Annotated in this window: 10 protein-coding genes; 4 read left to right on the forward strand and 6 right to left on the reverse strand. The window is 61.1% G+C overall.

Annotated features, from left to right (window positions below; genetic code table 11):
• Window positions 1-181: 181 nt before the first annotated feature.
• From bhcC to bhcA, 3 genes are all read right to left on the reverse strand, one after another.
• Window positions 182-1345, reverse strand: coding sequence for a 3-hydroxy-D-aspartate aldolase BhcC (gene bhcC, locus FIV03_RS01315; protein WP_152508409.1), 1164 nt, complete (start codon window positions 1343-1345; stop codon window positions 182-184).
• Between the two features lie 99 nt (window positions 1346-1444).
• Entirely contained in the window at window positions 1445-2437 is a 993-nt protein-coding gene (gene bhcB / locus FIV03_RS01320; protein ID WP_173013742.1) for a beta-hydroxyaspartate dehydratase BhcB, read from the reverse strand.
• Entirely contained in the window at window positions 2434-3624 is a 1191-nt protein-coding gene (gene bhcA / locus FIV03_RS01325; RefSeq protein WP_152508410.1) for an L-aspartate--glyoxylate aminotransferase BhcA, read from the reverse strand. Before bhcA ends, bhcB begins: the two co-directional genes overlap by 4 nt.
• 170 nt (window positions 3625-3794) lie before the next feature.
• Between bhcA and bhcR the strand changes: the two genes are divergently transcribed.
• Complete coding sequence (bhcR, locus tag FIV03_RS01330; protein WP_152508411.1) at window positions 3795-4655, forward strand: HTH-type transcriptional regulator BhcR; 861 nt, start codon at window positions 3795-3797, stop codon at window positions 4653-4655.
• A 211-nt stretch (window positions 4656-4866) separates the two neighbouring features.
• Here bhcR and FIV03_RS01335 read toward each other — a convergent pair whose 3' ends face one another.
• Together FIV03_RS01335 and FIV03_RS01340 are read right to left on the reverse strand one after the other, a co-directional pair.
• On the reverse strand, window positions 4867-5742 hold the full coding sequence (locus tag FIV03_RS01335) for a bifunctional allantoicase/(S)-ureidoglycine aminohydrolase (protein ID WP_152511779.1): 876 nt from the start codon (window positions 5740-5742) through the stop codon (window positions 4867-4869).
• A gap of 164 nt (window positions 5743-5906) precedes the next feature.
• Window positions 5907-7622 carry a thiamine pyrophosphate-requiring protein gene (locus FIV03_RS01340; RefSeq protein WP_286202247.1) on the reverse strand — a complete coding sequence of 572 codons (1716 nt, stop codon included), beginning with the start codon at window positions 7620-7622 and terminating at the stop codon, window positions 5907-5909.
• 384 nt (window positions 7623-8006) lie between these two features.
• On the opposite strand from FIV03_RS01340, the gene FIV03_RS01345 reads away from it, so the two are divergent.
• The 3 genes from FIV03_RS01345 to FIV03_RS01355 are packed head-to-tail and all read left to right on the forward strand — an operon-like array spanning window position 8007 to window position 10913.
• On the forward strand, window positions 8007-9041 hold the full coding sequence (locus FIV03_RS01345; RefSeq protein WP_152508412.1) for a TRAP transporter substrate-binding protein: 1035 nt from the start codon (window positions 8007-8009) through the stop codon (window positions 9039-9041).
• Window positions 9041-9556 carry a TRAP transporter small permease gene (locus tag FIV03_RS01350; protein WP_152508413.1) on the forward strand — a complete coding sequence of 172 codons (516 nt, stop codon included), beginning with the start codon at window positions 9041-9043 and terminating at the stop codon, window positions 9554-9556. Before FIV03_RS01345 ends, FIV03_RS01350 begins: the two co-directional genes overlap by 1 nt.
• 1 nt (window position 9557) lies before the next feature.
• Window positions 9558-10913, forward strand: a complete 1356-nt coding sequence (locus tag FIV03_RS01355) for a TRAP transporter large permease subunit (RefSeq protein WP_023002155.1) — start codon at window positions 9558-9560, stop codon at window positions 10911-10913.
• 75 nt (window positions 10914-10988) lie between these two features.
• On the opposite strand, the gene FIV03_RS01360 is transcribed toward FIV03_RS01355, so the two are convergent.
• Window positions 10989-12653 (reverse strand): thiamine pyrophosphate-binding protein, encoded by a 1665-nt coding sequence (locus FIV03_RS01360; RefSeq protein WP_152508414.1) that lies wholly within the window; start codon window positions 12651-12653, stop codon window positions 10989-10991.
• Window positions 12654-12716 lie beyond the last annotated feature (63 nt).

Consider the following 12716-nt stretch of genomic DNA (forward strand, 5'->3'; position numbering starts at 1 on the left):
CCTCAGGATGAGGGGGATGGTGGTTATTGACGTGGCAAACCCCACCGTCGTCATGCCATGGCTTGACCATGGCATCCATGCCGCGTCCCATCCGTTCGAAAAGCTTCGATGTGTGGAAAGGTCACGGCATGGATTGCCGGGACGAGCCCGGCAATGACGAACAGCTGGGAGCTCGTTGTCCTCAATAAGCCTTGCCGCGGGCCGAGACCGGCCAGACCGTCTCGACCTTGCCGCCCCGCACGCCGACATACCAGTCATGGACGTTGGCGGTCGGGTCGCAGTGGCCGGGCACCAGCTTCAGCTTCTCGCCCACCTGCAGAACACCCTTCGGGTCGGCAATGACCCCGTGCTCGTCCGAGCACTTGATATATTCGACATCGTTGCGGCCGTAGATGAACGGCAGACCGCTGTCGACGGACTGGGCTTTGAGGCCCGCATCGCAGATCGCCTTGTCGGCTTTCGCGTGGCTCATCACCTGGGTCAGGATGAAGAAGGCGTTTTCCCATTCCCCCTGGTCGATGCGCTTGCCGTCCTTATCGAGAATGCGGCCGTAGTCTGCATCCATGAAGGCATAGGAACCGCATTGCAGCTCGTTGTAGACGCCCGAATTGGATTCAAAATAGTAGGAGCCCGTGCCGCCACCTGAAACGAGTTCCGGCTCCAGGCCTTCCTTCTTCAACGCCTCGACGGCGTCCTTGACCATGGCAATGGCAATGTCGAGCTTTTCCTTGCGGGCTTCATAGCTGTCGATGTGCTGCATGGCGCCCTGGTAGGCCTGGATGCCGCTGAACTTCAGGTTCCTTGCCGCGTCCACTGCCTTGGCAATTTCGACGACCGCCTCGCTGGTGGTAACGCCGCAACGACCGGCACCGCAATCGATCTCGATGAAGACCTCCAGCGAGGTGCCGTGCTTGACGGCAGCTTCAGACAGGTCGGCAACGTTTGCGAGGTCATCGACGCAGACGATGGTGCGGCAGCCAAATTTGGGCAGCCGGGCCAGGCGATCGATCTTGGCCTTGTCGCGAACCTGGTTCGACACCAGGATGTCCTTGATGCCGCCACGGGCAAAGACCTCGGCTTCCGAAACCTTCTGGCAGCAGACGCCGACAGCACCGCCGAGGCGTTCCTGCAGCTTTGCGACATCGACCGACTTGTGCATCTTGCCATGCACCCGGTGACGCATGCCGTGAGCCTTGGCGTAGTCGCCCATCTTCCTGATGTTGCGCTCCAGTGCATCGAGATCGAGCACCAGGCAAGGCGTCTGGATATCGGCCTCGTCCATGCCCGGAAGGGCCGGAACGTCGTAGCCGACTTCGAGTTTTTCAAATCCGGTTTGTGCGTTCATTTTGTATTTCTCCAAGTAGCTCAGGCATTCCAGATCAACCAGCTTTCGGAATTCATCCGAAAGCTGAAAAGTTGATCGTTTTTAGAGCGATGGAGCATCTTAGCTGCGGTCCTCGGAACGCAGGATGCTCCAGGGTAATTTGCCGAGATCGACATTGCCGCCGGTGATGATGATGCCGACACGTTTGCCGGCAAAGACGTCCCTGTTCTTCAGGATGGTTGCCAGCGGCACGGCGGAAGACGGTTCCATGACGATCTTCATCCGCGCCCAGATCAGGCGCATGGCGTCGACGATTTCCTGTTCCGACGCGGTCAGGATGTCGGTGACGTGGTTCGAGACGAAGTGCCAGGTCAGCTCCTTGAGCGGCACCTTCAGCCCGTCGGCTACAGTTTCCGGTGCGTCGTCGGCAATGATGTGGCCTGCCCTGAAACTGCGGGCAGCATCATCCGCCTGCTCCGGTTCGGCAGCAAAGATCTTCACGTCGGGTGCCAGGTTCGACAGGGTCAGGCAGGTGCCTGAGACCATGCCGCCACCGCCGATCGGTGCGACAACCGCATCAAGACCATCTGTCTGCTCCATCAATTCCTTGGAACAGGTGCCCTGACCGGCGATGACACGCGGGTCATTGTAGGGATGAACGAACTCCGCTCCGGTCCGGGCCTCGACCTCGGCAAAGACCGCTTCGCGGCTGGAGGTGGACGGTTCACACTCGGTGATGATGCCGCCGTAACCACGAACGGCATCCTTCTTGGCCTGTGGCGCCGTTCTCGGCATGACCACGTGGCACGGAATGCCCCGCCGGCCTGCCGCATAGGACAGGCTGAGCGCGTGGTTGCCGGAGGAATGGGTGGCAACACCGGCCTTGGCGGTTTCCTCGTCCAGACCGAAGACGGCGTTGGATGCACCGCGCACCTTGAAGGCACCTGCCTTCTGGAAGTTCTCGCATTTGAAGAACAATTCCGCACCGGTCAGCTCGTTCAGGAACGAGGAGGTCAGAACCGGCGTCCGGTGGATATGCGGCTTGATGCGCTCATGAGCGACGAGCATGTCCTCGAGAGTCGGGATGTACTGGGTCAGGGCGTCGGTTTTCATGCGGCTTCCTTCGAGGCAATGGCGCTGTCGCTGCGATAGACTTCCTGGGCGGCCGCAACACCGGAGCCCAGTTGGATGTCGAGGCCGAGATCGGCCATGACCATTTCGGCAGTCGCCAACCCCGACAGCATCATGACGTCGGTCAGGCTGCCCAGGTGGCCGATACGGAACACCTTGCCTGCGACTTCCCCGAGGCCGACGCCGAAGGCGACGCCATATTTCGCGGCGGCGTGGGTAACGATGCCGGTGGCGTTGAAACCTTCAGGCGTTCGGATCGCGCTGACCGAATCCGAATAGACGTCCGGTGACTGTGCGCAAAGCTCCAGGCCCCAGGCCTGGACCGCGGCACGCACGCCTTCTGCAATGCGGCGGTGCCGGGCAAAGACATTGTCGAGGCCTTCTGCCAGCAGCATGTCGCAGCTCTGCTTCAACCCGTTCATCAGGCCGACGGCCGGCGTGTAGGGATAGGCGTTATTGGCGTAGGCTTTCATCATGTCGCGAACATCGAAGAAGGTGCGCGGCAACCGGGCGCTTTCAACGGCGGCCTGTGCCTTTGGCGACAGGGCGATGATGGCAAGCCCCGGTGGCAACATGAAGCCTTTCTGGGAGCCCGTGACCGCGGCATCGACCCCCCATTCGTCCATGCGGAAATCCATCGAGGCAATCGAGCTTACGCCATCGACAAAGAGCAGCGCCGGGTGCTTTGCGGCATTCAGCGCGCGGCGCACCGCGGCAATGTCGGATTTGACGCCGGTCGCGGTTTCGTTGTGGGTTGCCAGCACCGCCTTGATCTCGTGGTTCGTGTCCGCGGCGAGTATTTCCTCGTACCGGTCTGCCGGCAGTCCCGTGCCCCAGGCTGCCTCGACCACCTCAACCTTCAGGCCGTGGCGCTGGCACATGTCGATCCAGCGATGGCTGAACATGCCGTTGCGGGCAGCCAGGATCTTGTCGCCGGGGCTCAAGCAGTTGGTGATCGCGGTTTCCCAGCCGCCGGTGCCAGTCGACGGAAACAGGAACACCTCGGCGGCTTCCGTCTTCAGCACCTTTTTGACGCCTGCAAGCGCAGGCTGCAGGATCTCACCGAACAGCGGCGAGCGATGGTCCAGGGTCGGCATGTCGCACGCTCTGCGGAGCGCTTCCGGCATGTTGGTGGGGCCGGGAATGAAAACAGGATTTTGGAAGCTCATGGCCGTTTCCTCTTATGAATTTTGAGAAACGGTACCGTGCAGAGGCGAAGCTCCGCAATTTTTTTAAAATATTTTTTCAAAAATATATTTTGTAGAAATTGCCAATCTTGTCAGTATGTTATATTTTTCATATGGTGAATTGATTTTTCAAATTCCGAAAAAATGAGCTGATGACAGATCTCAAATCCGATAGTTCCGCCACCAGACGCGCCCGTGGGCGACCGCGTGCCTGGGACGACAAGACCGAACAGAACACCATCAAGTCGCTCGACCGGGCCATGGCCGTGTTCGAGCATCTGAGCACCCAGTCCGGCGTCTCTCTTTCAGCCCTGTCGGATCAGCTTGGAGAATCCACGGCAACGCTCTATCGCATCCTGTTCACGCTGGAGACACGTGGCCTGGTGGAATTCGACCAGGCGCAGCAGCTCTGGCACATAGGTCCGGGCGCCTTCATCATCGGCGCACGATTTTTAAGGCGTACCAGTCTGGTGGAACGGGCGCGTCCTGTCCTGCGCTCCCTTATGGAGCAGACAGGGGAAACGGCCAATCTTGGTGTGGCACAGGCGGACCAGGTGCTGTTTGTCAGCCAGGTTGAAACCCACGAAAGCATTCGCGCCTTTTTTCCGCCCGGCACCTTGTCACCGCTGCATGCCTCCGGCATCGGCAAGGCGCTTCTGGCTTTCATGGACGAGGATCAATGCAAGCGTATCCTGAAGCAGACCGACCGGGAACGCTTCACCGAGCACACACTGTGTGACGCGGGTTTGCTGGCCGCGGACCTGGAAGCGATCCGTGCACGCGGTTTCTCGATCGACGGGGAAGAAAAGAACCTCGGAATGCGCTGCATCGCGGCACCCGTGTTCAATCACTATGGCGAGGCTGTCGCCGGGCTGTCCGTCTCGGGCCCGACCAGCCGGGTCAGTCCGGACAGGATCGAGCCTTTCGCAGAAGCAGTGAAGGCGGCGGCCGCTGCACTGACCGCCGCCCTCGGCGGCGAAATCGCTCCGCCGCAAACGAAGACCGTGGAATGAGGGCGCTTGCTTCACTCCCGACCTGATCCAGAGGAGTTCGCTACACCCACACCCTGAAGCGGCCAATCCCACCCTCTCCCTCATCCTGAGGAGGACCGTCAGGTCCGTCTCGAAGGATGGACCGCGTGTTCCGGAGTGTGCCGCCCATCCTTCGAGACGCCGCTAAGCGGCTCCTCAGGATGAGGGTGCAAGGAGGAAGGGGCTTTTCTCTTTACTCCGCGGCGCTGCGGAAGCTCTGCCGGGTACCGGCCTCGAAACGGCCTGCCGCCTGCAGCTTCATGTGGCGGTTGACGTCCTTGTAGAGGAGGTAGCGGAACGGGCCCGGGCCACCGGCATAGCAAGCCTGCGGGCAGAAGGCGCGCAGCCACATGTAGTCGCCGGCTTCCACCTCGACCCAGTCCTGGTTGAGGCGATAGACCGCCTTGCCTTCCAGGACATAAAGCCCGTGTTCCATCACATGGGTTTCCGCAAACGGGATGACGGCACCCGGCTGGAAGGTGACGATGTTGACGTGCATGTCGTGGCGCACGTCTTCTGGGTCAACAAATCGGGTCGTCGCCCACTTGCCGTCCGTACCGGGCATTGCCCGCGGTTCGATGTCGTTTTCGTGGGTGACGAAAAGTGTCGGTCGCTCCAGGCCTTCAACAGGCTCGAACGCCTTGCGGACCCAATGAAACCGCACGGGCTCACTGCCAGTATTCTTCAGGCTCCAGTCGGTTTGCGGCGGCAGGAAGGCATAACTTCCGGGCCTCAGGTCGTATCGCTGTCCGTCGGCTGTCAGAACAGCTTCGCCTTCGACAACGAACAGCACGCCTTCGGCGGAAGGGTCTGTCTCCGGCCGGTCAGAGCCACCACCCGGCGACACTTCAACGATATATTGCGAGAAGGTTTCGGCGAAACCTGACAATGGGCGCGACAGCACCCACAGGCGGGTCTTGTCCCAGAACGGCAGATAGCTGGTGACGATGTCACGCATGGTGCCTTTCGGGATGACCGCATAGGCATCGGTAAAGACAGCCCGGTCTGTCAGGAGTGTTTCCTGACCGGGATGACCGCCGGTCGGCGCGTAATAGGATCTTGGGGGCATGGACTGGGACACGGCCAACCTTCTTCTTCAACAAAACCAGTTACCGAGAACTATGACCTGCCTTTCGAAGCCGGACCACGGGGCATGTCCGAAGAGCTCCTTTCGGAAAAACAAGATAATCGTCCCTTGATTTTCTTATTCTTCCGATCAATTGAACCCGCGCCTCAAGCCCGCGCGATGGCGATGTTGAGCAGAACTTGCCGCTTTTCCTCCGTCGCTACCTTGATGGCACGTTCCAGCGCTGCCGGCAGCGCGTCGCCTTCCGTCACCGTTTCGGTGTAGGCGCGGCTGGCCTCCGCGGTTCTGGTGAAATCCGGGCTTGGCCGAAGGGACGTCAGCGGCACATCGTTGGCCTTGCTGGCAAGACCATCCTTGTAAGTGCCCACCACCGAGTGACGCACCGCGCCCCACTCCTCGTTGTTCAGCACAAGCGTGATCACCGGCAACTCATGCGCCTCGGCAACCATGTGGCAGGCCGTCGGGTTGGCGAACATGTAGCTGCCGTCGCCGATGGTTGCGAAGACCAGCCGGTCGCGGTCGGCAAGCTGTGCGCCAAGCGCCGCCGCGAGACCCCATCCAAGCCCCCCGGAATGAGGTTCCTGGAAGTAGCTGTTCGGCTGCTCCAGGTCGAGCGGCTCGAGCGGACAACCAAGCTCATGGAAGATTGTGGCCTTCCGCCCCTTGATGGCGCGGCCAAGGCAAAGACTGACCCAGTCCTTGCTCATCGGGCCGGCATTGCCGCGCTTGGCCCGGGTGACAACCTCCGCACGATTGGCGGACGACAGTTCGGCAATACGATGTCTGCGGGCGTTCAAGACGGCTTCGTCACGCGGACGGCTCTGCATTTCGGCAATCAGCGCCAGCAGCGTCTGAGCGGTTTCTCCTGCCAGGGTTACATCCGCCTGGAAGTTGCGGATCGGCGTGCGGGTGAACAGGGGATCCGGCCCGAGCTGGATCACGGTGACATCATCGCGAAGGGCGACCTTGTCCGGCCACCAGGGCGCCAGAGAGTTCATCACCAGCACCACGTCCGCCTCGGCAAGCAGGGCTTCCGGCGACGCACCGACCTGCATCGGGTGCGACAGGGGCACGGAAAGCTGGTTTGCCCAATAGTGCGACAGCGGCAGGGCCCAGTCCGTCAGGAACCGTCCGAGGGCCGCAAAGGCTTCCTCCGATCCGGCTCCTCGCTGACTGATTATCAGCGGGCTTTTGGCCTGGGCCAGCAGGTCTGCTGCCCGTTTGAGTGACGAGGGATCCGGCGCTGCGATGACCGGGGCCTGTTTCGAAGGGGTATCAAGGCCGTCCGGCGGAGTTTGCTCGCACAGAACTTCACGCGGCAGGCTGAGATAGACGGGGCCCTTGGGCGTGGAATTGGCAATGGCCCAGCCCCGGTCGAAGAGATCCGCGATCTGCTCGGGAAAACGCAACTCGTAGTCCCATTTGGTGACTTCGCGGATCAGCGCGGTCTGGTCGAACATTTCCTGTCCCCAGCCGATCGGCACCGTTCGCGCGCCAAAGCGGCCGGCTTCCATCACCGGCGTGCGACCGGACATCATCAGCACGGGAACCTGATCGCACCATGCGTTGATGGCGCCGGTAATGCCGTTGGAGAGCCCCACGTTGGTGTGCAGCATGACCGACTGGATCCTGCCTGAGATCTGGTAAAAGCCGTGTGCCATACCGACGGCAACATGTTCGTGCGGCACCGTGATCGGCACCGGAAGGTCGAGCCCGTTCTGCGTTGCCTCGATCAGTCCCTCGATGATCGGTGGAAAATCTGTGCCGGAATTTGCAAAGACATAGTCGACACCGAGCGCCTTCAACTTGCCGAACACCGCTCCACCCGCGGTAATCGTGGTGCTGTCCATCCTGTCGGCCATGCCGTCCTCCCATGTTCCTTTTTGATGTAGAACGCAGAAATTGCGAGGCAATTCAGGCTCTTGCGGGAAAGGAGCCCCTCCGCTATCCGCCGCCTTCGCGTCTGCTTTGACGCGCACCCTAGACGATAAAAAACGACTATGGGAACAAGGAATTTTCTTTCTAAAATTGGAAAGTATAATGGCTATTATCTCATTTTACATTACCAAACTAATTAGTGAAGATGATCGCGGAGCTACGTTCCCTGCTGGCCGCAAATCTGCAAGAGGTGCGCCCGAAAGGTCTTCCGGCATCGTTGAAGGGTGTTCCACGATCGCACACATTGAAGGTTGGCCAGCAAGTTACAGACCGGGAGTCGACAAGAGCTTCCGATGGGAGGAGACAACATGAGCATTCTCAAGAACGCGTTTCTGGCCGCTGCCATGATCGCCGCCGGCGCATCGTCCGCAAGCGCGGCCGATTACGAATTCAAGCTGCACCACTTCCTGGGCGAGAAAGCCCCTGCGCACACGCAGATGCTGGTGCCGTGGGCCAAGCAGGTGGAAGAAAATTCCGGTGGCAAGGTCCATATCGAAATCTATCCGGCCATGACGCTTGGCGGCCGTCCGCCCGAGCTGATCAACCAGGTGCGCGACGGCGTGGTCGATCTGGTCTGGACCGTGAACGGCTATACGCCTGGCCTCTTCCCGCGCACCGAGGTGTTCGAACTTCCGGGCATTCACACCAACGATCCGGCTGCCACAAACCAGGCACTGATGGATCTGTACGAAACGGACTTGAAGGACGAATACAAGGGCGTTGAAGTGATGTTCCTGCATGTGCATGCCGGCCAGGCCATTCACATGCGCGACACGGAAGTCCACTCCCCGGCAGACCTCGCCGGCAAGAAGATCCGTATCCCGACCCGAACAGGTGCCTGGGTGATCGAGGCGCTCGGCGCTTCGCCGGTCGCCATGCCGGTTCCGGAACTGCCGCCTGCGCTGCAGAAGGGTGTTATCGACGGCGCCTTCATTCCGTGGGAAATCATTCCGCCGCTGAAGATCCAGGAGCAGACCGAGTACCAGATCGAAGGCGTCGACAAGGAGCGTTTCGGCACCACCACCTTCCAGGTTTCCATGAACCAGGAACGCTGGGATGGTCTGCCGGAAGACATTCAGAAGGCCTTTCGTGATGCCTCCGGTCCAGAGTGGATCGTGAAGGTTGGAGAAATCTGGGCTGCTTCGGATGATTTCGGGATCGGTCTGGCCACCAAGGCAGGCAACACCCACGTCACCTTGACCGAGGAAGAGACCGAAGCTTTCCGTCAGGCGCTGGCACCCGTTGCCGACCGTTGGGTCGAGGAAGTCTCCGCAAAGGGTATCGACGGTGCCGCGCTGGTTGAAAAGGCCCGCGCAGCGGTGGCCAGCCACTCGGCCAACTGATGTCGAACACTCTCAAAGCCAGCAGCTCCGGGTTCACCGGGGCTGCCAGCCGCCTGATAACGCTCTGGGCTCTCCTTGGCGGCGTCGTGCTGTTGCTGGTCGTCGCTGTCAACATGCTGTCGATCATCGGCTCGGTTTTCGGCACACCGTTTCCGGGCGATTTCGAGCTGACCGAAATGGGCGTGGCCATCGCGGTCTTCGCGTTCCTGCCCTATTGCCAGTTGGTCGGGGCAAACGTCTCTGCGGACATCTTCACCGCCGGCGCGTCCAGACGGGTGATTGCCTTCTTCACCCTGCTCGGGTCGCTGGTTGCCCTTGTGTTTGCGCTGATGCTGATCTGGCGCATGTATTACGGCATGCTGGACCAGAAGAACTACGACTACACCACCACCATCCTGCAGATCCCGCACTGGATGGCCTTCGTGCCGATCCTGATATCGCTTGCCCTGCTGGCACTGGCCGCGCTTGTCACGCTGCTGCAGGACATGACCGCGCTGTCGAGAGGACACCACTAGAATGACGGACGCACTTGTCCTCGGGCTTGGCGCTCTCGTGGTGCTGATCGCCCTGATCGCGATCCGCATGCCCATTGCCTATGCGATGATCCTTGTCGGCGGTGTCGGCACCATGATGCTGAACGGCCCCGCCCTCGTCCTCAGCCAGCTGAAGACCCTCGCCTACGGCCAGTTCTCCATATACGACCTTTCCGTCGTGCCGATGTTCGTCCTGATGGGGGCGATCGCCTCGAAGACCGGCCTCAGCCAGGCTTTGTTCCGGGGGGCCAATGCCTGGCTCGGCTGGCTGCGCGGCGGCACGGCCATGGCGGCCATCGCCGGCTGCGCCGGGTTCGGTGCGGTCTGCGGCTCGTCGCTTGCAACCGCCTCCACCATGGGCAAGGTCGCCCTGCCGGAACTCAAGCGCTACAATTATTCCGGCGCGCTGGCAACGGGAACACTCGCCGCGGGCGGCGTGCTCGGCATCCTGATCCCGCCCTCGGTCGTCCTGATCATCTATGCCATCATCGTGGAAGCAAACATCGTCACCATGTTCATGGCAGCATTTCTGCCGGGTCTGCTGGCGGTGGTTCTCTTCCTCCTGACCATCGCCCTTTATGTTACCATCAAGCCGGAAGCCGGGCCCAAGGGAGGTGTTGCCGACCGCAAGGAATTCCTGGAGGCGACTGCCGGCATGATCCCGGTGCTGATCATCTTCGGGCTGGTAATCGGCGGCATCTACTTCGGATTCTTCAACCCGACACCGGCAGCTGCCGTCGGCGTTTTTCTAGTCCTGCTGTTCGGGCTGCTGCAGCGCAAGCTGTCCGGCCACGACTTCATTCAGGCGCTCAAGGAAACCGCGTCCACTTCAGGTATGATCTATCTGATCATCCTTGGGGCGGAACTCCTCAAGATCTTCATGTCCCGCGTTGGCCTGCCTCAGGAAACCGCTTCCTGGATCGCCAACTCCGGGCTCGAGCCGATGACGGTTCTGATCCTGCTGCTGATCGCGCTCATCCTGCTCGGCTGCCTGATGGACAGCCTGTCGATGATTCTGCTGGTGATCCCGTTCTTCTGGCCGGTACTGGTCGAGATCAACGGCGGCATCTACCAGGGAGCGGAAGGGGCAGGCTTCGGCATGAGCACGGAGGACCTGAAGATCTGGTTCGGCGTACTCGCCCTGATCGTGGTCGAACTCGGCCTGATCACGCCACCGGTCGGCATGAATGTCTTCGTCATCTCCTCGCTCGACCGGGAAACGCCGATGATCGAGACCTTCAAGGGCGTTGCACCGTTCTTCTGTGCCGAGATCCTGCGCGTAATCCTGCTGGTCTGTTTTCCGATCATCACCCTGTGGCTGCCGCAGGTGCTGAGGTAGGCATCGAAGCCCCCTATAAACGAAAAAGCACGCCCGGGGTCACGGGCGTGCTTTTTTCGTTCAAGGCTGGGCTTTTTACTTGCCCTGTGCCGCCGCGCGAATCTGGCTGAGGCTTGCGGCCGGGGTGATGGCTTCCGGGTCCAGCTTCAGATGCAGGATTGCGGGTGTGCCGGCGGCACGGGCGCGTTCGAATGCGGGACCGAAAGCGTCTGTCGTCTCGACCGTCTCACCGAAGACACCATAGCTGCGGGCAAGCGCTGCGAAATCCGGATTGACCAGCTTGGTTGCCGACGGGCGGCCAGGATAGGTGCGTTCCTGATGCATGCGGATGGTGCCGTACATGCCGTTGTCGATCACAAGCACGATGATGTTGGCGCCGTCCTGACAGGCGGTGCCAAACTCCTGCATGGTCATCTGCAGGCAGCCATCGCCTGCAAAACAGACGACTTCGCGCTCCGGAAAGGCAAGCTTGGCGGAAACGGCTGCCGGCAGGCCATATCCCATGGAACCGCTCGTCGGAGCTGCCTGGGTGGCGTAGCGACGGAACCGGTGGAAGCGGTGCAGCCAGGTGGCGTAGTTTCCGGCCCCATTGGTGCAGACCGCATCTTCCGGCAAGTTGGCTTCCAGCCATTCCATGACGCCGGCCATCTGGAGGTTGCCGGGTACCTGTGGCCGCGCACCGGACCAGTCCAGATAGTCCTGATGGGCCTTTGCCGCTTCGCCTGCGCCTTTCAGTTCGGACGGCGGCTGAAGGCCTTCGGCCGCCTTGCAGAAGGCAGTCGGGCTGGCATGAATTGCCTGCGCCGGCCGGTAGACCCGGCCAAGTTCCTCGGCATCCGGATGGACATGAACCAGTTGCTGTGTGGGAGAGGGAATGTCGAGCAGCGAATAGGACTGGCTCGGCATTTCCGACAAGCGGCCACCGACAAGCAGGATCAGATCGGAGGACTTGACCCGTGCCAGCAGCTTCGGATTGATGCCGATGCCGACATCGCCGGCATAGTTCGGATGCAGGTTGTCGAACAGCATCTGGCGGCGGAACGAGCAGGCAACCGGCAGGTCGAAACGTTCGGCAAAGCGGGTAAAGCCGGCGACGGCTTCTTCCGACCAGCGGCTGCCGCCCAGAATGGCGATCGGCCGCTCGGCCGCCCAAAGGCGCTTCTGCAGGTCCGCCATCTGGGTGAGGCCCGGATGCGTTTCGACCTGGGTCCACGCAGGCGGCTGCGGGGCATCGGCCTTCTCGACCAGCATGTCTTCCGGAAGCGCCAGAACCACCGGCCCCGGACGGCCGGACGTGGCAACATGGTAGGCCCGCGAAATGAACTCCGGTACGCGATCCGCGTGATCGATCTCCGCGACCCATTTGGCGATGCCACCGAACATCTGGCGGTAGTCGATTTCCTGAAAGGCTTCACGCTCGCGCATGCCGCGCTCGATCTGTCCGATGAACAGGATCATCGGCGTGGAATCCTGCGCCGCCACGTGGACACCGGCAGAAGCGTTGGTAGCCCCGGGACCACGGGTCACCATGCAGATGCCCGGCTTGCCGGTGAGCTTGCCCCAGGCATCGGCCATCATTGCAGCCCCGCCTTCCTGGCGGCAGACCGTGACCGGGATCGACGCATCGTAAAGAGCATCGAGCACGGCAAGGTAACTTTCGCCGGGCACACAGAACACGCGCTCCGCCCCGTGGCGCTCCAGCGCCTCCACCAACAATTCACCGCCGGTCTTCTGGTCCATGTTCCGGGTCCTTACGAGAAAGATGATCTGTTCATTCTATAGCGTATGAAAATCCCGCCTGTT

The organism is Labrenzia sp. THAF187b, assembly GCF_009363375.1.
GTDB classification, from domain to species: Bacteria; Pseudomonadota; Alphaproteobacteria; order Rhizobiales; family Stappiaceae; genus Roseibium; species Roseibium algicola.

Coding starts and splice junctions, on each gene's coding strand:
- FIV03_RS01335 (WP_152511779.1), bottom strand. CDS start 5,742: ATGCCCCCAAGATCCTATTACGCGCCGACCGGCGGTCATCCCGGTCAG.
- FIV03_RS01360 (WP_152508414.1), bottom strand. CDS start 12,653: ATGGACCAGAAGACCGGCGGTGAATTGTTGGTGGAGGCGCTGGAGCGC.
- bhcA (WP_152508410.1), bottom strand. CDS start 3,624: ATGAGCTTCCAAAATCCTGTTTTCATTCCCGGCCCCACCAACATGCCG.
- bhcR (WP_152508411.1), top strand. CDS start 3,795: ATGACAGATCTCAAATCCGATAGTTCCGCCACCAGACGCGCCCGTGGG.
- bhcB (WP_173013742.1), bottom strand. CDS start 2,437: ATGAAAACCGACGCCCTGACCCAGTACATCCCGACTCTCGAGGACATG.
- FIV03_RS01355 (WP_023002155.1), top strand. CDS start 9,558: ATGACGGACGCACTTGTCCTCGGGCTTGGCGCTCTCGTGGTGCTGATC.
- FIV03_RS01350 (WP_152508413.1), top strand. CDS start 9,041: ATGTCGAACACTCTCAAAGCCAGCAGCTCCGGGTTCACCGGGGCTGCC.
- FIV03_RS01345 (WP_152508412.1), top strand. CDS start 8,007: ATGAGCATTCTCAAGAACGCGTTTCTGGCCGCTGCCATGATCGCCGCC.
- bhcC (WP_152508409.1), bottom strand. CDS start 1,345: ATGAACGCACAAACCGGATTTGAAAAACTCGAAGTCGGCTACGACGTT.
- FIV03_RS01340 (WP_286202247.1), bottom strand. CDS start 7,622: ATGGCCGACAGGATGGACAGCACCACGATTACCGCGGGTGGAGCGGTG.